Origin of the sequence: Schlesneria sphaerica, from assembly GCF_044336245.1 — a bacterium.
Classification (GTDB): domain Bacteria; phylum Planctomycetota; class Planctomycetia; order Planctomycetales; family Planctomycetaceae; genus Schlesneria; species Schlesneria sphaerica.
This window is the reverse complement of the sequence record NZ_CP172346.1, coordinates 141,556-165,682: the sequence shown is the minus strand read 5'-3', so window position 1 is coordinate 165,682 and position 24,127 is coordinate 141,556. Positions and strand designations below refer to the sequence as shown.

Genomic DNA, 24,127 nt, shown 5'->3' with positions numbered 1-24,127 from the left:
CCATCGGCGATTGCATGTAATCCGTTTCGCAGTCGCTCGCAGTCCGTTTCTTCGTTAGTCGGTTGCAGTGAATGTCTGATTCCATCCTGTCGACGAACCGTTCGAAGCGAAGTCCTTTTGCGGGGATCTTGCCGATCGTTGTGGCATTGCTGCTGACGGCGGTCTATTTTCGAGCACCTCAAATTGCCCGGAATTGGTCTGTACCCGGCCACATCTTCTTTCGTGGCGTCGTCGTCCTGATCGGCGCATCCGGGGCGATTCGTGTCTTCCAGACCTTAAAGCGATCCGGCTTCAAATTTCCGCTCTGGTTCATCGTCAGTCAGCATCGTATGACGATCCCGGTCGAAGGCTGGGCCTATCTGGGTATCATCATCGTCCTGTTTACGGGCGCCATGCTGACGAAACAGAATACGCTGCTGCTGGTCTTTGCCTTGATGGCCGGGCCTTTCGTGATCAACGGCTGGATGACATTCGGCATGCTCCAGGCAGCAAGAGTACGCCGAAAAGTTCCCGTCCGGGCGATGCAGGGAGAACTGTTTTCCGTCGAGATCACCCTGCGCAATTCTCGTCCGTGGTTCGCCCTCTGGATGATGACGGTCACGGACGAAATCGTTCACGAAACAGAAACCCTTTCGGCTTCCGTGTTGTTCTCACGCGTCTCGTCCAGAACGACCCAATCGGGACAGTACCAGTTACGTCTCAGCGGTCGCGGTCGCTACGTGCTCGGACCCATTCGCGCGGCTTCCCGTTTTCCGCTGGGACTGGTGGAGCGAAGCCGGGTCTTCGCAACGACTTCCGAAATCCTGATTTATCCCCGCATCGGCCGCGTCTCTCAAAGCTGGCGCCAGCGCCTCGGGGGTGCGACCGAATTGAATTCGAGGAAGTCACCAAATCTGGGACTGTTCCAGGACGACTTCAACCAGTTGCGTGAATTTCGTTCGGGGGACAATCCTCGCGCGATCCACTGGCGATCCACGGCGCGACGAGGTCAACTGATTCTGCGTGAGTTCCATCAGAATCGGGAGCATACTCTTGCCATCATTGTGGACCTGTTTGGTGAGTCGTTCCACACGGTCATGACGCGAGAGCAGGTTGATTTTGCACTGAGCTTTGTGGCCTCGCTGCTGATTGAACGAGGGCGGGAATGTCGTGATGGCTATCTTTCGCTGACAGCCGTCGGTGAATCCCGCTTCGACTGGGAAGGCCAGGGGACTTCCAGCAGTCTGGAGTCTCTCTTCGACGGACTCGCGTTGTTCCAACCGGGACCCGCCACAGAGGCGGTTGAGGTCGTTAGAACCAAGCTGCAACAGTTACCGACGACAACTCAGATTTTGATCGTGACCACGCGCAAAGCGGGCCTGCCGTATCAGAACCTGCTGACCTCGCGCGTGGAACTGCTGAACCTGAATGACGTTCGCGAGGACGATCTGCTGACTTTTGAAGATTATCGACCTGCGACCAGATCCCCGCGAAGTGTCGAAGTCTGATCCTGACACTATACTCTGTCGTGCCGAGAAGTACCGAAATCCTGCTTTGATGAGGGTGTGGAAGATGAGCCCCCGTGGAATTAAGACCGCAAACAGGGGGCTGGCTTGATCGGCTGCTACAATTTGCTCGGGAGGGGCCACTTGCCTGAGCGCCCTCCATGGAATCGGATGCCTTACACAACGTGAACGATTATGGACCTTGGTTACGTCTTCAAAGTCAGTCTTTACAGCCTCACGGTGCTGGTGGGGATGATTCTGGGATTTGCGGAAACCGACGGGACCAGTTACGGAATCCACCAGTACAAAATTGCGCTCCCTTTTCTCTCACTTCCTGTCGTCGCCTGCGGATATCTGCTCACCGAGCATCGCCGGGCGAAGGACGCAAACGGAGCCTCTGGCTTGAAGCCGGGCTGGGCGAATCTCTTGGGGATCGCGGCTCTGATTGCGACCGGGTATGAGTTCTCAAGTGAAAACCACGAAGGAAAATTGCTCGCCGGGACGCATCTTTTGCTTTACGCCACCTGGATCGTCCTCTTTCAACAGAAGACCGTGCGGCTGTACTGGTTTCTGATGGCTCTGGGAATTCTGCAGCTCGCCGTCGCCTCGGTCCTGACGACGAAGGGCTGGTTTGGTTTCTGTGCGTTGCTCTACACGTTTGGAGCGGTCTGGACACTGTCAATCTTTTCACTGTGGCGCGCAGAACAGCATTTCAAAGAAGAAGAGCAGATCCGGTTTGCAGTAGCGACTGGCGCACCTCCCACTGCCCAGCTTCCGTCGACAAACGGGACACCCCAGCAGAGTGAAGTCCACGGAAGCGTTCAGCACGAGGGGGGGGCACAGTGGTTGACGGCACGGTTCGTCACCGGAGTTCTGTTAACAACGTGCTCGGCACTGGTGGTCAGCGCGGCATTTTTTGCCTTCATTCCCCGCGTCTGGAGCGGGGCATCAGTCACACTGAATAACGATCCCGACCGACTGCCCGCAACCAGCCGCAAAACCGGACTGTCAAGTTCCATTCGGCTGGGTGATCTGGGGCCAATTCTCGAAAGTCTCGATCGGGTGTTCGAGATTCAGATCGTCGATCTGAAGTCTCGAAAAGTCCTTTCTGCACAGGAATACGCTGAACGCCTGGGTTTGGTCGAACCGCTGTTTCGCGCGACAATTCTCACTCACTACAACAGCGGAATGTGGTCATCTGATTCCCTGGATGGCCTGCATCGCAAGCCATTCGAACGGTCTGATGCTGCATGGGACATCGAACAGCAAATCCAACGTGACACCAACGACTCGCAGGTCCTCTTCTGCATGGGACATCCGTTGATGGTCCTGGATGCACGGCGTCAGATGTACGGTAATCTGAACGAGATGACCGACATCGTAATGCGCAGTGACCCGAAATCGGAAACAGGCCCGGTCGCCTATAGCGTTTTCTCGGGGTTGCCCGAAAAAACCCCACTTCACTACCAGCAACCGGTCAAACCTTCGATTCGAAACACCTATCTGCGCACGCGGTATCTCGACAAAGCTTCCCGACTTCCCAAGAAGATGGATCAGTTGAAGGGGATCGCTCACCGGATCGTCGAGGAGGAAGAAGAGCGACTGCGCAAAGCGGAAGGGGATCAAACCCCGCGCGAACTGACCAAAATGGAAATCGCCCAGGCTCTGGAATCACATCTAAGGGATTCGGGCGAGTACCGATACTCGCTGGACTTGTCCATCGTGGACCCCAGTATTGATCCGGTTGAGGATTTTCTGATCAACCGAAAAGCGGGACACTGCGAGTATTTTGCGACCGCACTGGCGTTAATGCTGCGTGCGGAACGGATTCCAGCACGAGTCGTGACCGGATACAAAGGGGGGATTCCTAACCCCGACCGGGGGGAATGGCTTGAGGTTCAGCAACGATTCGCCCATGCGTGGGTCGAAGCATGGATTGACGACAACGGCTGGACGACGTTGGATGCCACTCCGGCAGCAGAACGATCCATTAGCATTGCCGCAATGTCAGCAAAAAAAGGATCGATCTGGACTGAAATGCAGTCGACCCTCGCTGGCTTATGGTCCGAAAACATCCTCAACATGTCGCTCGATCGTCAGGAAGAGTCCATTTACAAGCCGATGCGTGAGCTTGCGATGTCACTGCTCACGCTGTTCCGAAAACTGATTGCGTCACCCCAATCCGCTCTCGAAGCCTTTGTCGAGTTGCTCAGAAATCGCGAACAGTGGTTCAGCATTGGCGGTGGTCTGTTCGCCTTGGCGCTCATGCTCGCGCTGGTCGGACTGCACTGGATATACCGCCGAATCCTCAATGCGATTCGAACCTGGTGGGGAGGTCAATCGGGCCGTCGGTCGCAACAGAAGTATCGCATTGTCGAGTTCTACGAACGCTTCATTAAGCTCTTGAACAGGCATGGGCTGAACCGTGGCCCCAGCCAGACACAGAGCGAGTTTGCGGACCTCGTAACGCGGACGTATGCATCAGAACTAAGTTCCGCAGGGATCGACGGATTTCCCAACGAGATTTCCCGACTGTTCTATCAAGTTCGTTTCGGAGAACAGACGCTCTCTCCCCCGGAAGCCCGTCGGGTCGAAGACCTGCTGGCACGGTTCTCACAAGCACTGGCGAACCACGCAGACACAGCCCAGGAAGCGGGTAACAGTTCGCCCCCACCGTCCTCAAAGTGAGGGTGCTTTACGATTTTGTGCGAACGGCCACCGACTGGCCAGCGCGTATGACATGAGTCATTGTCCAGCAGGGCTGATGTCGTTGGGCGAAATGATCACCGTTCTTGAAGGAAGTCGATCGACGTATGGGTTACCGAAGTCTCCATGATGCTGTGCAGGATCTCCAGCGAAACGGTCACCTCGTCCGAATCGACACAGAGATCGACGCCAATCTCGAAGCGGCAGAAATCCAGCGGCGTGTCTACGCAGCCAATGGCCCGGCGTTGCTCTTCACACGAGTGAAAGGTTGCCGGTTTCCCATGGTTTCAAATCTGTTCGGCACACTGGAACGAACCCGTTTCATGTTCCGCGACTCGCTCGACGCCGTAAGGCGTCTGGTGGAACTGAAAATTGATCCCGGCCAATTCGCCCGTCGCCCGTGGAGATACGGGTCTGTTCCCGCCACACTGTGGTCGATGTGGATCCGGCGAACGCGTCGTGGACCCGTGCTCGCCAATGAGACAACCCTGGACCAGTTGCCACAACTGCGAAGCTGGCCTGATGACGGGGGGCCCTTTATTACCCTGCCGCAGGTCTATACAGAGCATCCAGATCATCCCGGGTTCAAAAATTCCAATCTCGGGATGTACCGTGTTCAGATCGCTGGAAATGAGTACGTTCCCAACCGCGAAGTCGGGCTTCATTACCAGATTCATCGCAGTATCGGCGTGCACCACGCTGCTGCGGTCCGGCGGGGAGAGAAGCTTCGGGTCAATATTTTTGTTGGGGGCCCCCCCGCGATGACGCTGTCGGCTGTCATGCCGCTGCCCGAAGGACTGTCGGAACTGCTATTCGCTGCCGCCCTGGGACGGCGTCCCGTTCGCATGATTTGTCAGGAGGGCAAGTTGCCCATCTATGCTGACGCAGACTTCTGCATCTCGGGAACCATCGATCCCAGTCGTACCAAACGGGAAGGTCCGTTTGGCGACCACCTGGGCTATTACAGCCTTCAGCACCAGTTTCCGTATCTTGAAGTCGATCACGTCTACCATCGGGACGGGGCCATCTGGCCATTCACCGTGGTGGGTCGGCCACCGCAGGAAGATACGTCGTTCGGCGAGATCATTCATGAAATCACTGGCCCGATCATCCCGACAGTGCTTCCAGGGGTCAAAGCAATCCACGCCGTTGATGCCGCAGGCGTCCATCCGCTTCTTTTGGCCATTGGCAGTGAACGATATGTTCCATACGCCTCGGAACGGACGCCGCAAGAACTGCTTACGATCGCCAATGCCATTCTGGGGCAGGGCCAGCTATCACTTGCGAAGTACCTTTTCATCGTTGCACACGAGGACCGTCCAGAGCTCGATATCCATGATATGCCCGCTTATTTCCGGCATGTACTGGAACGAGTAGATTGGACGAGGGACCTGCACTTCCAGACCAGGACGACGATCGACACACTCGATTACACCGGGGGTGGCTTTAACCAAGGGTCGAAAGTTGTCATCGCTGCCGCGGGCAGACCACGTCGAAGCCTGGGAACAGAGTTCCCCTCAGACTTCCGTTTACCGGACGGGTTCAAGAATCCCCGCATCGTGATGCCAGGTGTGCTGGTGGTCGAGAGCAACGCGGGCTCCGCACCAACGCCACGGCTTGATCAGTTCTGTTCCAAGGCCGCCCCGCTGAAGGAAATGCTGGCTCCATTTCCATTGATCGTGCTCGTCGACGACAGCGCCTTTTCTGCACAGAACCTGTCAAATTGGCTCTGGGTCACCTTTACCCGGTCGAACCCTGCGGTGGACATCGACGGTCTGGACTCTTTCATCGAGGATAAACACTGGGGCTGTCATGGCTCACTGGTGATCGACGCCCGCCGCAAACCACACCATGCTCCACCCTTGATCGAAGACCCGAAAGTCACGAAGCGAATCGACGAACTAGCCGCTCCCGGGCAACCGTTGCACGGCATTTTCTAGGCCGTCTCTGCTTTGGTTGCATTTGATTTCTGCTTCGAAGCGCTCTTTCGTACGGTCCACCGAGTCAGTGCCTGTACTGGCGTATTTTCCCTGTCTCAGGCAACTGGATTGGCAAAAAAAACGCGAAACTCACTCGCCAACAGGCAGAATCCGCCTGACAACCTGAAAATTGCACCGCTTTGAGTCGTCTTCCCCGCGTTTGGAGCCGTGCCGTCGAACGAAGCATCGGAAAACCCCGCCACGCTTACCCAGGCTCACCGGCAGAACACCCCACGTAAACGGAACAACCGTTACATCTTTTCGCCGAACTTCGATTTCCAACGCGTTGATAGAGATGTTCCCCGATTTATTTGTGCCGTGTTTCCGGCGTCGTCGATACATCGGGAAGCCATCGTACAATCGCCATACCCAGGTTTGGCATCAGTTGCGTTAAAGTCGATAAGGGGGGATTCCAAGTGAATTCAGGTAGACGACCAGGAATTCAATGGCGCACAGGCACCATTTCACTTCTCTCGCTGTCTGTCTTGAGCGGGTGCATGTCCTCGCAGGGGGGACTGACTGAAGGAGTTGCATCACGGATCACACCTACGACTGTCGATTCGAAAACACCGTATCCAATTCCCTCCCGCTCGCAGGCGACCGCAATCGCAGCCCGACAGAAGGCGCAGCGGGAAGCCGAATACATGAAAATTGCAAAAACGCCAGAGATGAATCCCGGTGAGGCATCGGTGGCGGAAGTCGAAAAGAAAATTGAGCAGTCGATCCAGCAAATCAACTCGACGGAGGAAGCAGAGGAACCTGCGAAGTCGATTGCGGATGTTCTTGATTCGAACCTCGTGCTGGCTCAGAACACCGTCGCTGCCCCCCGGAGGAACGGCGCGGCGACACGGTTGCGAATTCCCAGTGAGCTGCCCGGTGCAGAGGCCCCGGTAGTCACGTTGCCCCCTCAGGATACGGAAGACGCGGAAAGTCGGGCGAAGGACATCGAAAAGTACTTCGCCGAGCTACCCGCTGTGGCCCCGAATCAGGTGGACCCTTACGACGAGCAACGAGTCTATTCGCTGGAAGAACTCCAGGCGATGGCTCTTTCGTCGAATCCTGTGATGGCCCAGGCCGAAGCGAACATCGTGGCCATGCGAGGTAACGCGATCCAGTCAGGGCTCGCGCCAAACCCGATCGTGGGCTTCCAGGCCGATACAGTCGGGTCGAACGCCAACGCGAACTATATCGGGGGCTTCGTCGCTCAAAAGATCAAGACCGCTGGCAAGTTGGGACTGGCCGAATCACGCGGCAATGTCGACGTCTTCAACGCCGAACTGATGCAGAAGAAAACGCGTGTCGACTTGATCACCCGCGTGCGAGGCGCCTACTTCGCCGCCCTGATTGCACGCGAGAACGTCAGGATCACCGAAGCACTGGTACGGTTCACCGATAACGTCTACCACGTGCAGCTCGACCAGCTTCGCGGAGGCTTGGTCTCTGTTTACGAACCCATTCAGTTGCGTGCACTCGCCTTCCAGGCGAGAACCGCACTGGTTCAGTCGCGCAATCGCTATGACGCCGCGTGGCGACAACTGGCGGCCACAGTCGGGATGCCAAACCTCGAAATCGGGGAACTGGAAGGTTCACCAGAAATGGGAACTCCGGTCGTCAACTACGATGTGGCGCTCCCCTACATTCTGGCGAATCACACCGACGTGCTGGCGGCACAGAACTCAGTTTCTCAAGCTCGAATCAACCTGCGGCTCCAGGAAGTCACTCCGATTCCCGACCTGGACCTGTACGTAGCCTTGCAGAAAGACCATACGACGGCCCCGATCTACCGAATGACGTACAACGTTCAGGCAGGCCTTCCGATTCCGATCTTTGACGCGAACCAGGGTAATATCATGAATGCCCAGGCGACGCTGATCAAAAATTCGCAGGAAACGGCTCGCGTTCAGAATGAACTCGCTGCGGCTCTGGCAGGTGCGATCGAGCGATACGCAAATGCGAGTAATGTCATTCAACTCTACCGGGACCACGTCCTCCCGGACCAGGCACGCGCTTATCGCGGTGTTTACGAACGACACCAGCAACAGCCGGATATCGTCGGATTTGCTGACGTTGTCAACGCGCAGCAGATGCTGCTGATGTCGATCGGAACTTACATCAACACGCTGGGAGTCAGATGGCAAGCCTTCACCGAGATTGGCGAACTGATCCAGGCCGAGACCCTCGAAGGAATCGAAGCGGTTGTTCGTGGCGGTCATATCGCGATGGAAAGTACGCACGTCGAGGAAGTTCCACCTGCAAACGTGCCTCCCGAACCAACTGATTCGACCGAGAAATAGGTGAATTGCTGATGCTGTGTGTCAGCACTGAGCCCGGCACTCGCTGAACACTTCCGCGGATCGCATCTGCCCTGTCAGCAGGCAGAAGGCTCCTCCAAGTCGTTTCCCTGTTGGGTGTCACTGTCCGTAGTTGAAAACCGAAACGGTGTACGTGCCCAAAAGCATGTGCACCGTTTCTCTTAGATGGACATATTTTCTTCTTCATTCCAGCCGGGTGGCAGCGTTTCGGAACCAAACCGCTCTTCCAGCCAGGGGTCACCGTGATTGTGATAGCCTTGCTGCTCCCACAGGCCCGGTTGGTCGTGGTCCAGGAAAACCAGTTCCGAACACCACTTCGCACTCTTCCAGGCGTAGAGAAGGGGGACGACCAGTCGCACTGGTCCCCCGTGTTCAAAGCTGATCGCCTCTCCGTCATGCGTATCAGCGAGCAGGACGTCAGGTTGCTGGAAGTCTGAAAGCGGCATGTTGGTTGTCCAGCCATCATCGTTCCCCCGGGCAACGACAAATCTGGCTTCGGGCTTCACCCCCGCTCGATTCATCAGCTCCTGAACGGAGACTCCTTCCCAGACGTTCCCCAGGCGCGACCAGCGGGTGACGCAGTGAAAGTCAGAAAAGACTTTGACACGTGGTAAAGCCCTGAATTCCTCGTACGTGAATCGAAGGGGTCGTTCGACAAGTCCTGTGACCTCCAGGGTCCATTCTTCGGGTGGGATCTCGGGAATCCGCCCCCATTGCAGGACCGGCCATTTGCGAGTCCGCGACTGCCCAGGAGGAATGCGATTCTCGCGATAAGTGTCGCGGCTGATAATCACAGGCGGAGCATATTGTTCCGGTCCTTCCGGTTCACCCGTCTGGTACTTAGGATCGCGTTCCAGCATGCACAAGTCTCTTCAGATGGATTAATTTTCACACCGCTGCGCGTTCACCGTTCTGGAGCAGAAATGGTATCATGTCCTCGTTGTAGCGCATAAGCATATTCCCTGTTAACAATGCGGGTTCGTAGGGAGCACTTCCGGAAACGACGTCACGGCCAGCATTTTCATAACCGGTCGGCGTTGACACCAAACTGGGCATCTCGCTGGCGCCTCGTCAAATTCATTCGTCGTGGATTGAATACCGTTGCGGACTTTCCACACGTTGATCCATTCGTCAAATTTTATGGCAATTGCATGAACCTTCAATTGAACGACTTGGCCTCGCAACTGATCGAAGATATCAATGAAAGTCCAGAGGATTACCGGATTCAGCGGCACGACGTAGAAAACAATGGGCTGCTGCTTGACTTCGGCGTTGAGTCAGAGGGAGGCATCGAGGCCGGTATCGCTCTTGCAGCCATTTGTATGTCCGGTCTGGCTGACGTGTCGCTGACGCCGGGCACGCTCGGTGACATCGGATGGCCTCACATTGCCGTCGAGACTGATGCTCCGGTCGCGGCGTGCCTGTTCAGTCAGTATGCAGGCTGGCAAATTAACGTCGGTAAATTCTTCGCGATGGGCTCAGGTCCCATGCGCGCGGTCGCCGCCAAGGAACCCCTATTCGATAAACTGTGGTATCGCGAAGAATCAGACCAGGTCGTCGGGGTGCTCGAGTCGGGTAAACTGCCGGGAGCAGACGTCTTCGAGTACATCGCGAATGCCACGGATGTCGATCCGGAAAATGTCGTCCTGTGTGTGGCCCCTACGTCCAGCATGGCAGGCAATCTGCAAGTGGTGGCCCGGTCGATCGAAACGGCAATGCACAAGCTGCATGAACTCGGTTTCGACGTCAATCGCGTGCGTAGCGGCTACGGAACAGCGCCGCTGCCACCCGTCGCGAAGAATGACCTGGAAGGAATCGGGCGAACGAACGACGCCATTCTGTACGGTGCTCGAGTCACCCTGTGGGTGATGGGTGACGACGATTCAATCGCCGACATTGTGCAGCGAGTTCCCTCGTTCTCGTCTCCGGTCTACGGAAAGCCCTTCCTGGAGATTTTCGAAGCCGCAGGACGAGATTTCTACAAGATTGACCCAATGCTCTTCAGCCCCGCGCAAGTCGTCTTCCAGAATCTCGACACCGGTCGGGTACACGTCGCGGGACAAATCAACGAAGCCGTCCTGCGATCGTCATTCGGGATCAGTTAATTGGACGCGTATCTGACTGCGGACCCCATCACGCATGTCGTGGCGTCCGCAGTCTTGTTGCCCTCCCTCATGACGAATGTCGCGTAGTCATCCCTTGCCGAAAGAATTGCGGTGCAGATCGGCGTTCTCGCGAGCGAAACGAGTTGGTACTACCGGGATCTGGAACGCGCAGCACTCGACGCGGGACATCAGTGCGAGCGTCTCGATTTCACGCGCCTGGTCTCTCGTTGCCAGACAACATCACAGTGTATTTCCGGTCTGCGTTCAACGGGCACCGTAACCCCCATCAGCGAGGCGACGTCATCGGGCGAAGGATTTCGGATACCCCTACGGAAGCACGGTCCTTCAACCCCAGTCAATGCAGTCCCAGATCGTGTTTTTGATGTCCTCATCGTTCGGACGATGCCGCCGGGCTCGCTGGAGCAGGTCGTATTTCGAATGGATCTGTTAAGTCGACTGGAACGTGCGGGGACACAGGTCGTCAATTCTCCGAAGTCGCTCGAGTGTGCGGTCGACAAGTTTCTGACAACGGCGAAAGTCCAGGAGGCTGGGCTACCGGTGCCAGACACGGTCGTCTGTGAGCACGAAGATGACGCCATGGCGGCGTTCGCCCAGCTCGGCGGCGATGTGGTGGTCAAACCTCTCTTCGGATCGGAAGGTCGTGGTATCGTTCGCGTCTCTGACCCGGATCTCGCTCACCGCACGTTCCGCACGCTGATGCGTCTGGACAGCGTCCTGTATCTGCAGAAGTTCATCGATCACGCAGGTTTTGATGTCCGCGTACTGGTCCTCAATAACTCCGTGATCGGGGGAATGAAACGTTACTCGGCGAAGGACTTCCGGACGAATGTCTCACGCGAGGGGATCGCTCAGGTCCATTCGCCCACATCGCAAGAGGCGGACTACGCCGTCCGTGCGGCAGCCTGCACTGGAACCTTCATTGCCGGTATCGACCTGCTGTACGACCGCACTGGTCAGTGCCACGTTATTGAAGTCAATGCCGTACCGGGCTGGCAAGCGTTTCGCCGAGTCACAGGAATTGACGTGGCCGCGAGATTGTTAACCGTGCTTGCGCACCGATAGAGACAACCGAGTAAGCCCCGCGGGCGTTGACTGCCCGTCGCCAGGATCGATTCAAGAGATCATTCGTCATCCGCACTTGATGACGCCATCATCTCGTCTGCAGAACTTCCTCCTGTCTGCACATCGACAGCGGTGAATGTCCCATCTGGCAAAACTTGGGTTTTCGCCGCTCGGGACGCTATGGACAGTGTCTCGCTTTCCGTAACATGTCCTCGCCATTCTCTAAGTCCGTACGCGGGTCCCTTCCATGCGAGTTTGTAGAGGAATCATGATGAATCCCCATCGTTTACGTGTCCTGCTTGTCGGAATGTTGACTGCGGGCGTGCTACTTGGCGTCTCCAGTTTTGCCATGGGCCTGCTTGTTCCCACCGAAACAACCGTCACCGAAGTCGCCCCCGGTGTCTGGTTTCGAAAGGCTCAATGGAAGCCAGATTTCATCGGCTGCAACCAGGGCTGGATCATTTTTGACGACTTTGTACTGGTCATCGAAGCCAGCTTTCCGAATCAGGCTGAAGTCCTGATCAAGGAAATTCGCAAGACCACCGACAAGCCGATCAAGTATGTTTTCGACACTCATTGGCACGGCGACCACGCCGACGGCAACCCTGTCCTCATTGCAGAAGGGGCCAGCGCGATCGCCGCTGAATCGGCTCGCGAGCAGTTCGTCAAAGGGGGAGTCGAGTCATTTGAACAACAGCAGAAGGCAAAACCTGAAGAGTACGGCAAGTTGAAGTACGGAATCCCGTCCGTCTACTTTCCGAAAAAGATGATTCTCGAAGATGCAAAACAACGGGTTGAACTGATCCACTTCGGTCATGGTCACACTGCCGGTGATGCGGTCGCCTGGCTCCCAAAACACGGGATCCTGTTCACAGGAGATAGCTGCGTCAATGGAGCGTTCAATTACACCGGGGAAAGTAACACATCCAGCTGGATTTCGGTTCTCACCGAGATGGCGAAACTTCCGGTTCAATTGGTCTGTCCCGGCCACGGTGACAAGAGCGATGCAAAGCTGATCGAGACTCAACGGCGGTACTTTGTGGAACTGCGCCAAGCCGTGCAGGAAGGGATCGATGCGGGCAAGTCACTCGATGAGATCAAGAAGAAGATTGATCTGCCCTGGTACAAGGAATGGACGGGATCAGCGGCCAGCGAACAGACTGAGAATATCGAACATGTCTACAAAGAGTTGACCCGGAAAACCTGATCGCCCCATCCATTCGACTCGACTTTCCCGATCGAGTCGGGATCGAGAGCATCGATACGCCGGCGCAGGATCAGGGGGCTGTCCACATGAGCATCACCAGTCCCCGCCATTCAGTTTTCTGCGGCATCAGCGAACCCGAGTTTGCGGATGCCGCAGCTATTTTGGCCCTGTACGAATGGCGAAAGCATCAGAGATCCCGTCACCCCGTCCCCACAAGCAATCAGAGGCGTTAGCGAAGGGAATTGGCGGGATTCTCGCTACCGGGCGGGCGATGACGGGAGGGAAAAGAGCCTCCCTCTCGATCTGCCAGGTTGAATCCCTATCTCGGGATCGCCTGATCCCGCCGTGCTGTCTCGTCGGCCACTGCGAGATTCCCAGGCGCGACCCCGCCTGATTCGACGCTACGGTGCAGCTCGCTTCTGTGCTGCTTCGAGCCGTTTCTTCGCCTCGTCAATCACGGCAGTCTCGGGAAACTCTTTTATCAGGAGTTTGTAGGTCTCTGCCGCGAGCTTCCACTCATTCTGCGCCTCATCGCATTTTCCAGCACTCAGCAGCGCCGCAGCCTGCCATTCAGGAAACTTGTAGTTGCTGTAGACCTTTTGATAGGCAATCGACGCGTCGTTCCACTGTTCCTGCAGGAAGTAAGTGTCGCCGATCATGAACTGTGCTTTGGCCGCCGTCTCGGTTCGGAAAGCGGATTCATCTGCCAGCACCCGTTCGAAGGCTTGTCGAGCTTCATCGAACTTCGGTGGAGCCTGCTGCTTGTAACTCCGTCCCAACACCTCTTCTGCCAGATAGAGGAAACGGGAATCGGGTCGCTGCTTTTTGAAGTCTTCTACAATTGCCGCAAGTTCGTTGTATTTCTTCTCGCGATAATTGACCTCGGCCAGAAGAACCCATGTTCGATCGAACCATTCCGCGCTCCGTACTTCTTCAGCCTCTTCCTTTTGAAGAGCTGTCAGCATCTCACGTGCCTGAACCAGTTCTGCATCCGTCGAACGACTGCCCGCCAGGAGTGATTCTGCCAGACTGTAGGCGACGTAGAATCGATGGGGACTGGCAGGAAATTCCGTCGTCAACCGGTTTCCGATTGCCCGAACGTCTGGCCAGCGTTGTCGGTCGACTGCCAGCACGACCAGTTGAAAAAGCGCCTGCTCCTTAATATCCGCAGTACTCTGATCACTTCCTGCCAGTTCCTCAAAGGCCTGTCGTGCTTCTTCAAACTTCCCGGCGAATAAATCACTTTCCGCCAGGCTCAGGCGGGCGCTGTTGACCAGGGGGCTTTGCGGAGTCTCGGCGACGAGTCTTCGCCAGATCGCATCGGACCGCTCAAATTTTTCGTGGCGATAATTGAAGATGGCCCATTCATCAAGTCGCTTATCAAGATCGGCGGGTTGAGGAAACCGTTTCAGGAGTTCCCCGTACGCGGCATCGGCTTCGTCGAGTTTATTCAACTTACTGAGGATGCGGGCCGCCTGCAGGCCAGCCTTGTACGAGAATTCCAGCGGAGGTTCGAGTTCGGTACCGGTGGCCGGTGTCTGATCCAGCACTGCGCTTTCGAAGATCTTTTGAAACAGCTTTAAAGATGCTTCGAGTTGATCCGCACGTCGGAGAGATTCTGCCTGGTAGTAAGCACATTCCATCTCAAGCTTGTGATTCGGAAATTCACTGATCACGCGTCCGAAGGTGCCTGCAGCTTTTTCAAACTCACCCCGTTCGTACTGTGCAAGAGCGATCCCTCGAACTGCGTAGGCCTTCTTTTCGGGATCGGTCTCGAACTGCAGGCTGGATTCGAATAGCCGTCCGGCGGTCACCCAGTCGCCCCTCGATTCCGCCAGTTCCGCCATTTGCTGAAGCGTAACGAGCGTTAGAGGGTGACTCGGAAAGTCTTTCTCAAGCCGTGCCAAGGCCTGGGTCGCGACGTCCGGTTCCCCTTTCCGTTCTGCAGAGAGAGCTTGAAGAGAAAGGGCTCGGGCCGATTGACGGCCCTTGGGCAGCATTTCCAGATACTTCGCTGCGGATTGCAAGGCTGGTTCGAACTTCTGCTGCTGGAACAGGCTATCCGCCTGCAGGACGATGGCATCGGAAAAATCACCTTTCTCGCCATCCGCGAGGGCCTTCTCGACAAGTGGTGCGATCAGTTCGAGTGCTTGATCCTGATTCCCCTGAAGCTGCTTTGTCAGCGCGAGGTAGTAGCGGGCGTGCCCCTGCGTCTTGGGCAACGTGCTTTCTCTCATCACACGTTCGAAACGTCGGCTGGCCGCATCATAGAACGCGTTGATTTCCGCGGTCGGCAGCTTTTCCTTGAGACCCTGGCCCCCGCGCGCCAAGTCCAGTCGGCCCGACAACATTTCCATATGCAAACGCAGACCACTTAGAGGAAACTCTTTGGGGAATCGCGCGAGCAACTGTTCTGCTGTGGCAAGCTCCCCCGACTCGATCGACATCTCGATCAGTGCGTGCATGCTGTCGTCGGCAAGATCCCCGGTCGGGTAGGTCGTCACCACCTGTTCAAAAAATTGACGGGCCTCAGCGGGATGCTGCAGGTACCGCTCGCACAATGCCTGCTCAAACAGGATTGACTCTGCGAGAGGATGTTTTTGGGCGAAGCTCGCCGCCGTCCGCAGGCTTTCGAGCGCCTTTTCGTATTCACCCAGAGACTTGAGGCTGCGGCCTTCCCAATATCCCGCCGTCGGCTGCTGCGACTTGTCTTTGGCGGCCGACTGAAACTGCTGCACGGCTTCTGCGAATTGACCAGAGCGATACAGAGCATACCCCGCATTGAGTTGAGCAGCGGGGACGAGGTGACTCTGTGGAAAATTCGTTCCCACGGCGGCATAAGCCGTGGCGGCCTCTGCAAATTTTTCGCGTTCAAAGTAACTTGCCCCCAGGTAAAACTGAGCATCCGCGCCGCGGGCACCTTCTTTGTTCGCCGCGAGCTCCTGAAAGAGCTGGACAGCCTCGTCGTGTCGCTTAAGGCTGTCGAGCGCACGGGCCTTTCCCAGCTTACAGTCATCAATCAGACTACCTGCCGGGAATTTCTCAATCGCCGTCTCAAAGGTCTTCAGAGCCCCCGTGGCGTCGTTGGTTCGAAGTTGGGAATCAGCCAGATAGGGCAGGGCGTATTCGCGCAGGGGATCCTCTGGAAAATCACGGACGAAGCTGTCCAGATCGGTCTTGGCAGCGGCGTAATCATCCAGCAGATAACTGCACTCACCGATACGATAGCGCGCTTCACTGACATTCGCGTTCTGGCGATTCTCCGAAACGTATTTGCGAAACTCGTCTCGAGCGGCTCGAAAGTCTTTTGAGTTGACCAGGGTACGCCCCAGGTAGAGCCGGGCAAGACTAGCCTTTTCGTGCTTTTCGTAGTTCTTCAGAAACTTGCGAAATTGATCGGCGGCCTGATTCCAGCGGCTTTGTTTGTAGAGTCCGACCGCCACGTTGTAGTCGTCAAGTCCCGGATCGGCGGCTTCGAGCCCTGCCGCCGTCGTGATCACCAGGGAAAAAACACTCAGCAGAAGCCCTACGCGAACCAGGTCACGCGTTGAAACGCATAAGGATTTGATCGTGCTCAAAATCGACTGCCTGGAAGGGGGGTAAATCGATGAACGACGACGGCAGAAGGGCCGGTCGATCTGTTGCACGACATTGACCATCATTGTTTGACCTCAATATCAGTTGCACACCGCCATGAGCCAAACTCAAGGTGCCTGGCCGGATTCAGAAAGTTTTACTGGATGATACCTGTCAATCCTGCGCCGGGCAAACAGTTGTAATCGGCCAAAACGTCCGCACGACCGGATGTGTGATGTGTCAGTCCGTCCAGTTTGCCCATCGTTCCGTGCTGACAAATGCGCTGCACACGGCATTTTCCACCGAAGCGAACCAAACATTAAAGTAAACCCAAGCAAATTGACCCCTGCAACCGATACTTTTGAGGAACTTGCAATTGCACCCGCAAGTGAGGTCTGTTTCCGCTAGTGCGAACACTTGCTCAACGATGACTTTCCGGGATGAACGGGATCGATGCAGCGGTTCGAGGCGGAAATGGAAGAACAAGTCCTTTGAAAAGTTTGTGGCAGGATAATTCCATGAGACGGTTATTCCGAAGGACGTTGAATGTCGCGCTGGTCCTGGCGCCGTTCCTCGGCAACGGATGTGCCACTCATCCATTGCGGGTTGACGCTCCGCAGCAAGAGGCTCTTCATGACCCTCAGAAGGCGATGGCCCAGCAGATGCTGGTCGCTCAGCGGGAAGAAGCGCGCGGCCATCTGAGCGAAGCAAGAAAACTGTACACCCGCATTCATCAAGCCAATCCGGATAACGCGGAATGCGCTCACCGGCTTGGACTGCTCTACGTCAAAATGAATCTGCACAACGAGGCCGAAGTCTTCTACAACAAGGCACTCGAACTCAAGCCGGATGATTCGAAGATTCTGGCAGATATTGGTCATCTGGCATTCTTGAAGAAAGAATACGCCAAATCAGAAGAGTACCTCGCAAGGGCGACCAGTGCGGATTCATCGAACCGCACTGCAGCATACAACCTTGCCGTCGTGCGAGCCTGGATGGAAGACGACGAGGGAAGTCTGGCAACATTCCGACAGTTTAATGCAGAGCACGATGCGTTACGGAACCTCGCAGCAGTACAAATTGCCCGGGGGGACAAAGGTGCGGGTCATAAATCCATGCGAATGGCTGAAATCGCTGCGGAATCCGCAGTTCAGGTTGCTGCCGCTCCTGTCGACCCCACAAAACAGACGGCACCGATCAAGCTACCTGCCCCCGAAGCAATCAAGCAGGACCCTCCGGTCATCGCCGCTCGCAGTCCGGAACTGTCGAATGTTCCTGTGCGGCTGAAACCCATCCCCGAGCCTCAGCCACCGAAGAAGTTGCAGCCCGCCCCACAAACCAGCAACGCCGTGGCGCAGGTTCGTCAGCTGGATCCAGCGGATATTCCTCCCGCACCTGCAATCCTGCCGTCACAATCTGCTTTGGCATTGGCTAAGACCCCGACCGGCCCTCGAACAGTGGCTCGTATCGAGCCCCCGGTTACCACCACCGTCGCACATGCTCAATCGCCAGCCGTGATCGTCATACCCGCCTCGGGGGCAGATGACCTGCCCGAGCTTCTGGACGAAGCCGAGGAACTTGTGACGGAAGAAGAGATCGATGAGACCCAGTTTGAACTCCCGCATCGCAGTTCCGTTCAGATTGAGATCCCTGAGAGGGAAAAACTTTCCTGGGAATCGCTGAAAAGAATTGAAATTATGAACGCTAAATAAATCGTACCTGGTCGGTCACGAGCGGAATGAGCGGATCTTCGCACGCCACTTTGCCGCTTGCATCGAGATTTCAGCGGGTTCTCACCACAATCTCAGTAGAAGTTGAAAAAACTGAGAAGGGTGGACTTCCCTTCTCAGTTCTGACGGCTATACTCCGCTTGTCGCCAAGACACCCTGACGCGGGGTGGAGCAGCCCGGTAGCTCGCGAGGCTCATAACCTCGAGGTCGTAGGTTCAAATCCTGCCCCCGCCACTTAACCCAATGCGATCTCGCAACCGGTTACCGACCCCAGCAAGTGCTGGGGTTTTTTCATTGGCGGGGCAAACCGCGAAGTCGCCCTGCTGCAATCGGCCAATGCAAGATCGATGCGAATCGATCTCTGACCCTCATCCACTTCGGCCCGAGTTGGTTCGATTACTTTGCCTTGCCGAAGCGAGACCGGCCACGAGAAGCCCGGTAGCCATATTCGGTGGCAAACCAGATGGCATATTGTTCCCGCTTGTGTGAATTCGTATTGCGGGTGTCGTTAACGTGCCCCACTTCGTGAATCAGGACGTTGTTGAGATAAAAGTCTCGAATCGTCTCACGTGTCCAGGTCAGTTTCCACTCATGGCCTGACTGCGACCACTGGGCACCGAACATGCGTGCCTCAACAAGCTGATCCGGACGGGGTGGGTTGAGGTACGATTCGACGAGACTCTCTTCCACCGGATAAAGATAGACGTTGGGTCCCCACTGCATTCCGTACAAGGGAAAGAGGCGCCGTTTTCGAGTCATACCGCTCAACTGGACCACTTCAATTCCCTCTGTGAATGTTGAAGGAAGCTGGGCGAGTCGCTCACGAATTTCATCGACAGTGACGGGGTGGAAGTATCCTGCTCCTGGGGCTTCCTCGACGAACTCGATTGTTGAACGCTGCTGTGGTTCGTACCAGGTTTCGGGTGCACTGAAGTGAGTCGAAAGATGGTCAGTACGGCTACGTTGCCGATAGGCGGCATTGGGGCGGACTGCTCGCGCACCACGGGAATGAATCGCTCCTCGCAGGGATCGCTGTTGATGATGTGATTTTGAAATTCGCGACGGCATTTTGTACCCGTTCCTTCAACACCTACGTCACACCGGCCCGCTTGTCGGCCCTTGGATTTTCAAGCGAGTGTCGGTCACTTCGCACACCAGCCATCACGACCGGTGGCCATTACGTTGTCGAACGTATCGTACGGCGGAGAGGAAACCTCAGGCAAGTACCGCGTTTAAGCCTCAATGTGGAAACCATTTAGAGCGGCGCTACCTGGTTGCGACGGTGTCTACCCTCGGGCAGAAATTTTGGCTCGAAGCGTAACCTGCGCCACCTCGGTGAGTTGCGACACCCCTCAAATCGTCCCGCCGCGGGGCCCGCACGGGACCCCGGACCGATTCTTCAGGAAAAATTTTCGTGCCGCCGGGGAAATGACGCGGCCTGGTCGGAGATTGCTTGAGTTTAACGATCAGACAATTTTGATGCCTAATCCAAACCTAGTGCTCCAACCCATTTTTTCTCATCACCTTGCGCTCCGGGAACGTCTTTTTGAGGACTGTTCGGGGCAGGGGCGAGAAAACTGGACCGCTCGGGGTCGACCGAAGAGAAAGTGAGCATCTGTTCCCCTTGGCGGCCCCCATTTTCAAAGAGAAACGGCAGTTCTCCAAATTCGGGCATCGTCGGTTTGGGTCGATCTGACCAGTTATCCTGAATACCTGGCGGACTGATGGCCAGCATCGAACGGAACCGGGCTTCGTCAAATCCTCGCTCAATCTGACATTCAGACTTCCGGATCTTTGAAAAAAGATTTCTCCGCAGACTCAGTTCAGAGGAACGCTCATCAGGCAAGTCGCGGAAACAAATCGCGTGGTTGATATCACGGAACGTGTTATTGAAGATTCGGATCCCCCGCAGCACCGGCGCGCCATCGACCCGAATCCCGTCATTCAACTCGTAGAAAATGGATTCACAGACGGAGACCCGATAAGGTGAACCTCCCTGAATGACAATCGCCGCATCAAGGGCCCGCATAAACTCGCAACTGCGAATGACGAGATTGCTGACATCTTGTTCGTTTGATTTGAGGATGCGGATCCCCATTGCACTCGAACTGGCAGGATTGAATCGAAGCCGTTCGAAAGTCAGTTGGCCGTCGCCGAAACCGAGCCCCTGAACTCCGACGCAGTCGATACCGGCCTCGGCGAAGCCGCCTACCGTCACATCCGTCAATCGGCATTCGTGCAGATCGTCGCTGAGCTGGATAGCAACCCTCTTGTCATCCGCATCCACCTCAACATGCTCAATGGTGAAACGAGTGAGGTTAGAAAGTCGAATCACGGGTTCATCACCCAACGGCGCCAGTCGTACGTTCCCTTCACCGACAATTTGGATCCCCTCTGGCCAGACTCCCGCCCGACCATCCATGTGGATTCGTTCATTATAAGTGCCAGCGCTGACCTTGATCACAAGTCGATGAGAACTTCCCAAGGCCGGCCGGTACCGCTCGCGGACGGCGATCAGGGCTTCACGAATGCTCTGAAAATCAGCGTCTTTTCCACCGACCCGGACAACTCGCTTGTCCTTGGGAAATTCCAGCGACTTTGCTGGTGATGAGTCCTTTCTGACGTCCGCGCCACCATTACTCCCCAGGTATGAAAACAAAACCCCCAGGACCGATATGCCCAGTAGCGATCCGACAATCAGCAGTGAATCAAACTTTCGCCTACCGAACCGGGCCGCTGTTGCGCTACGCGAATTTTGTTGAGACGGATTGTTTGCCGAACTGGAATGCAGTTCCACAGGGGCAATCGGCGTTTCGGCATCGAAACTCGCTGGAGCCGGATCTGAGTTTGTGGACGTCGCGGATCGTGCGGGCTGAATCGATGACGCAGAACTTTTGAACGAAGTCGTCGGGAGGCCTCGTGAACTTGTTTTGTGCATTGACTTATCGGAGTTCACCTCGCTGATCGTTGAATGATCAAGCGATGAGAGAAAATCCGCCAGCGCGGACTCTTGTCCGCCACCGCTCTCTGAGGTACGCCCCGTCCGCTCTTCGGTCGTAGATCGCGAGGTACTGACCACTGTGGGAAGAACGGGCAGGGGAGTCACAAGCTCAGAGAGTGGCCTCTGCTCGGCAAGCGGGGATGTCTTGGCCGACGGAATCCTGACGTTCATATTCGAGTCGTGTGCGCGCGAGCCGTACACGGACGCATGACGTCGTCGCCATTCCGGATCGGCGTTGTCATCGACCCAACGGAAAAGGGTTAGCTCCGTCTCCGCCGCATTGAGAAATCGATTCCCCGGTTGCTTCGCCATCAGTTTGCGAATGATCGCCGCCAGTGTCGGTGGCAGATCGGGCCGCAGTGACTCGAGTGCGGGAGGCGATTTCACCTGGTGTGCGAGTAGTCGCTGCGCGAGCGTTCCTTCGTTGAAGGGGGGCTGTCCGGTCACCATGAAATACAGTGTGCATCCGAGACTGTATAAATCTGCTCGGGCATCGACCCCATGACTATCAATCGCCTGTTCAGGTGCCAGGTAATCAGCCGTCCCGAGGACTTTCTCATCGTGTCGAATTGTGAGCGCTTCGCTTCCTTCGTCGACGCGAAAAAACCGCGCCAGTCCCAGATCGAGAATCCTCAGTGTTCCATTTCGATCGACGAGAAGATTACCGGGCTTGATATCGCGATGAACCATCCCATTTTCATGCGCGTGCTGAAGCCCCAGAGCCGCCTGGCGTGCATACTCGGCAGCATCCAGGAAAGAGCCCAGCCCTTGAGGGGGAACCAGGTCCTGAAGACTGGTGCCGTCAACATACTCCATGACAATAAAGTGGATCTGTCGGTCGCCATCGTCTTGGTGGTCGACATCATAAGCCCGGACGATATTCGGGTGATCCAGCGAGGCGGCGGCCTGTGCCTCGCGGTAGAATCGCTCCAGATAGGACGAGTCATCGACTCGCTTGGCAGGCAATACTTTGATCGCACAGCGACGTCGCATCAGCAGATGCTCAGCCATGTAGACGGAGCTCATTCCCCCCTTACCGAGCAACGACAAGAGCTTGTATTTGCCGAGGAAATAGCCGCGATGCTTCCCCTGGATCAGCTTGTCAGCCTGCCATCGCGTCAGGAGATTTCCCGCCACCAGCCGATCAGCCACCTGCGCAGGGGTCTCTGCGTGCGAAGTAGAAGACCTGGTTTCCCGCAAGAACTTCTGTACGCGCTCGATTTCTACCAGGCCGCTTTTCTTCAGCACGGCGATGAAGCTATCGACATTCAGCGGCATAGACATCTTGGTGCATTCGGCAAAAAGACTTTGACCAAATCCAACGAGACGTGATCTTGGGAACGGACATCAAACAACGCGGCGTCACTAGTAGTGGCGAACATTCCTGAAATCAGACAGTGATCCTGCTGAGGAAAAAGTAAGGAATGCAACTTATCGAACAAGAGATAAAGACACGTCACGAGCGTTGACCAAGCCTACCAATCGGCGTGTCGTGACGCCACCCAAAGTGAATCAGGGGGCTGATTCGGGGCCACTTCGCGAGAGGGAATTTTCCTGGGGGGAAAGCGGCATGGGAAAGATGTTTGCCCAACAGTAGCGGTGAAGGGGAGACGCGTTTGTCGGCCTCATCAAAGAGCTGAAGGCGCCTCAGGAATTAACCTGAGACGCCTTCAACACCTATCGACAAGAGCGGGCCAACGCCTGCCGACGGCAACCGAACTTAAGAGCAGACTCCGTGCCAGCATCGTCCAAAAAACGAGACACCTGATTGGATTTCATTTTGTGGTTCCATGAGTGCCGCTCGTGGGGCCATCTATCAATTATTCTTTATCATTAATTGCCGCTCGCTTCGCCCCGATGGTGCGAGCCCCAAGCCTGCATTTGACATCAACCGGAACTAATCATTGAGAATGACATCACGAATCGATCTCCTCGCGCGCAGGGAGCGACGTCGCCACAGCGCCGAGGCGACTGTTGATCCAGGGAGGATCCACAAAACGCCGCAGCAGCCAGCGGAAGGTCTGCTCAATACGCGCTTCCAGGAGTGCGGGATCCGCCCCCACTTGAATGCTGCGGCTCCTGAATTGATCAAGTGGACCGCCAGTCGGTGTGCCTCTCTCGTGAAGCACCATGTCAGACGACGCTACAGGTTCGACGAGAACGAACCCTTCGAACCCTAGCCGAACCGGCCACGATTCCTTTTGAGCAATGTGGTTCACTCGATCCTGGATTCGGCGACCCCAGACAATTCCGAACAGATCGAAAAATTCCACCCATAACTGATCGAACCGTGAATGGTGAGTGGGACGGCGAGAAAGCTGACTCAAACCGATCGACACAGCCATCGCGGCGGAACACCACAATCTCACTTGAAGACGATCGAGTAACCAGTAGGGTGCCACTTGTGACATGGAGATCACAGAGCTGATCACCGCAGCGCCATACAGGAGGGCAGCGAACGTGAACCTGGTTCCAACATAGTTTCCCACCCCCATGACAAGTACGAACGAAAAGGCAAGCAGTTGAGGAAGCTCTAATTGAACTTGTCTGAGCTCAGATCCTTGCAATCGAACTGCCAGCAGGGGCCAGGCAAGAGCCATCAGCATGGGGAACAGAATGAACCACATCCAGACGCGAGTTCCCGGTCGCCGTGATCCCAGAACCGCCATTGGAGGGCAGAGCGACAGGACCGCGCAGGCGTACCAGGCATGATCTGCAAAAGCGTCAGAAGTGATACCTGCGCACTGAACGGTAAACCAGGTCGCGGTCCACGCCACGACAGCAGCGACGGCCCAGCCCCAGGCCGTTTCTAAGGTCGTTTGGCGAATGGCATTTCCGCTTCGCACAACCATCATTGATGCGGCCAATACACCTATGGAAATGATCACGTGCCACACGAAGCTCAATGCAATCTCACTTTGAAGAATGTGGGTCGAAATTGTCC

General features: G+C 56.0%; 13 protein-coding genes and 1 tRNA gene. 9 read left to right on the top strand and 5 right to left on the bottom strand.

What is annotated here, in order from left to right:
* Window positions 1-71 precede the first annotated feature (71 nt).
* The 4 genes from ACGY09_RS00525 to ACGY09_RS00510 all read left to right on the top strand — a co-directional run bounded on the left by ACGY09_RS00525 (window position 72) and on the right by ACGY09_RS00510 (window position 8,463).
* Entirely contained in the window at window positions 72-1,487 is a 1,416-nt protein-coding gene (locus tag ACGY09_RS00525; RefSeq protein ID WP_373652040.1) for a DUF58 domain-containing protein, read from the top strand.
* 192 nt (window positions 1,488-1,679) lie between these two features.
* Window positions 1,680-4,172, top strand: a complete 2,493-nt coding sequence (locus ACGY09_RS00520) for a DUF3488 and DUF4129 domain-containing transglutaminase family protein (RefSeq protein WP_397570071.1) — start codon at window positions 1,680-1,682, stop codon at window positions 4,170-4,172.
* Window positions 4,173-4,297: 125 nt separating this feature from the next.
* Window positions 4,298-6,130, top strand: coding sequence for a UbiD family decarboxylase (locus ACGY09_RS00515; RefSeq protein WP_397570070.1), 1,833 nt, complete (start codon window positions 4,298-4,300; stop codon window positions 6,128-6,130).
* 683 nt (window positions 6,131-6,813) lie between these two features.
* A complete protein-coding gene (locus ACGY09_RS00510) occupies window positions 6,814-8,463 on the top strand; it encodes a TolC family protein (RefSeq protein ID WP_397570069.1) in 1,650 nt (549 codons plus the stop codon).
* A gap of 179 nt (window positions 8,464-8,642) precedes the next feature.
* Here ACGY09_RS00510 and ACGY09_RS00505 read toward each other — a convergent pair whose 3' ends face one another.
* Entirely contained in the window at window positions 8,643-9,341 is a 699-nt protein-coding gene (locus tag ACGY09_RS00505; protein ID WP_397570068.1) for a sulfite oxidase-like oxidoreductase, read from the bottom strand.
* 291 nt (window positions 9,342-9,632) lie between these two features.
* Between ACGY09_RS00505 and mch the strand changes: the two genes are divergently transcribed.
* The 3 genes from mch (at window position 9,633) to ACGY09_RS00490 (ending at window position 12,876) form a co-directional block, all read left to right on the top strand.
* Window positions 9,633-10,586, top strand: coding sequence for a methenyltetrahydromethanopterin cyclohydrolase (mch, locus tag ACGY09_RS00500; RefSeq protein WP_397570067.1), 954 nt, complete (start codon window positions 9,633-9,635; stop codon window positions 10,584-10,586).
* Window positions 10,587-10,697: 111 nt separating this feature from the next.
* Entirely contained in the window at window positions 10,698-11,669 is a 972-nt protein-coding gene (locus ACGY09_RS00495) for a RimK family alpha-L-glutamate ligase (protein ID WP_397570066.1), read from the top strand.
* Between the two features lie 268 nt (window positions 11,670-11,937).
* Window positions 11,938-12,876 carry an MBL fold metallo-hydrolase gene (locus ACGY09_RS00490; protein WP_373652047.1) on the top strand — a complete coding sequence of 313 codons (939 nt, stop codon included), beginning with the start codon at window positions 11,938-11,940 and terminating at the stop codon, window positions 12,874-12,876.
* A gap of 401 nt (window positions 12,877-13,277) precedes the next feature.
* On the opposite strand, the gene ACGY09_RS00485 is transcribed toward ACGY09_RS00490, so the two are convergent.
* Window positions 13,278-16,538 (bottom strand): tetratricopeptide repeat protein, encoded by a 3,261-nt coding sequence (locus ACGY09_RS00485; protein ID WP_397570065.1) that lies wholly within the window; start codon window positions 16,536-16,538, stop codon window positions 13,278-13,280.
* A gap of 432 nt (window positions 16,539-16,970) precedes the next feature.
* Here ACGY09_RS00485 and ACGY09_RS00480 point away from each other — a divergent pair, with 432 nt between their 5' ends.
* Window positions 16,971-18,164 (top strand): tetratricopeptide repeat protein, encoded by a 1,194-nt coding sequence (locus ACGY09_RS00480; RefSeq protein WP_397570064.1) that lies wholly within the window; start codon window positions 16,971-16,973, stop codon window positions 18,162-18,164.
* Window positions 18,165-18,342: 178 nt separating this feature from the next.
* A tRNA-Met gene (locus ACGY09_RS00475) sits at window positions 18,343-18,416 on the top strand.
* Window positions 18,417-18,578: 162 nt separating this feature from the next.
* On the opposite strand, the gene ACGY09_RS00470 is transcribed toward ACGY09_RS00475, so the two are convergent.
* The 3 genes from ACGY09_RS00470 to ACGY09_RS00460 form a co-directional block, all read right to left on the bottom strand.
* Window positions 18,579-19,250 (bottom strand): hypothetical protein, encoded by a 672-nt coding sequence (locus ACGY09_RS00470; RefSeq protein WP_397570063.1) that lies wholly within the window; start codon window positions 19,248-19,250, stop codon window positions 18,579-18,581.
* Window positions 19,251-19,665: 415 nt separating this feature from the next.
* Window positions 19,666-22,467, bottom strand: a complete 2,802-nt coding sequence (locus ACGY09_RS00465) for a protein kinase (protein WP_397570062.1) — start codon at window positions 22,465-22,467, stop codon at window positions 19,666-19,668.
* A gap of 632 nt (window positions 22,468-23,099) precedes the next feature.
* Window positions 23,100-24,038 (bottom strand): hypothetical protein, encoded by a 939-nt coding sequence (locus ACGY09_RS00460; protein WP_397570061.1) that lies wholly within the window; start codon window positions 24,036-24,038, stop codon window positions 23,100-23,102.
* Window positions 24,039-24,127 lie beyond the last annotated feature (89 nt).

Coding starts and splice junctions, on each gene's coding strand:
- ACGY09_RS00480 (WP_397570064.1), top strand. CDS start 16,971: ATGAGACGGTTATTCCGAAGGACGTTGAATGTCGCGCTGGTCCTGGCG.
- ACGY09_RS00485 (WP_397570065.1), bottom strand. CDS start 16,538: ATGATGGTCAATGTCGTGCAACAGATCGACCGGCCCTTCTGCCGTCGT.
- ACGY09_RS00510 (WP_397570069.1), top strand. CDS start 6,814: ATGAAAATTGCAAAAACGCCAGAGATGAATCCCGGTGAGGCATCGGTG.
- ACGY09_RS00520 (WP_397570071.1), top strand. CDS start 1,680: ATGGACCTTGGTTACGTCTTCAAAGTCAGTCTTTACAGCCTCACGGTG.
- ACGY09_RS00490 (WP_373652047.1), top strand. CDS start 11,938: ATGATGAATCCCCATCGTTTACGTGTCCTGCTTGTCGGAATGTTGACT.
- ACGY09_RS00515 (WP_397570070.1), top strand. CDS start 4,298: ATGGGTTACCGAAGTCTCCATGATGCTGTGCAGGATCTCCAGCGAAAC.
- mch (WP_397570067.1), top strand. CDS start 9,633: ATGAACCTTCAATTGAACGACTTGGCCTCGCAACTGATCGAAGATATC.
- ACGY09_RS00465 (WP_397570062.1), bottom strand. CDS start 22,467: ATGTCTATGCCGCTGAATGTCGATAGCTTCATCGCCGTGCTGAAGAAA.
- ACGY09_RS00460 (WP_397570061.1), bottom strand. CDS start 24,038: ATGATGGTTGTGCGAAGCGGAAATGCCATTCGCCAAACGACCTTAGAA.
- ACGY09_RS00470 (WP_397570063.1), bottom strand. CDS start 19,250: ATGCCGTCGCGAATTTCAAAATCACATCATCAACAGCGATCCCTGCGA.
- ACGY09_RS00525 (WP_373652040.1), top strand. CDS start 72: ATGTCTGATTCCATCCTGTCGACGAACCGTTCGAAGCGAAGTCCTTTT.
- ACGY09_RS00505 (WP_397570068.1), bottom strand. CDS start 9,341: ATGCTGGAACGCGATCCTAAGTACCAGACGGGTGAACCGGAAGGACCG.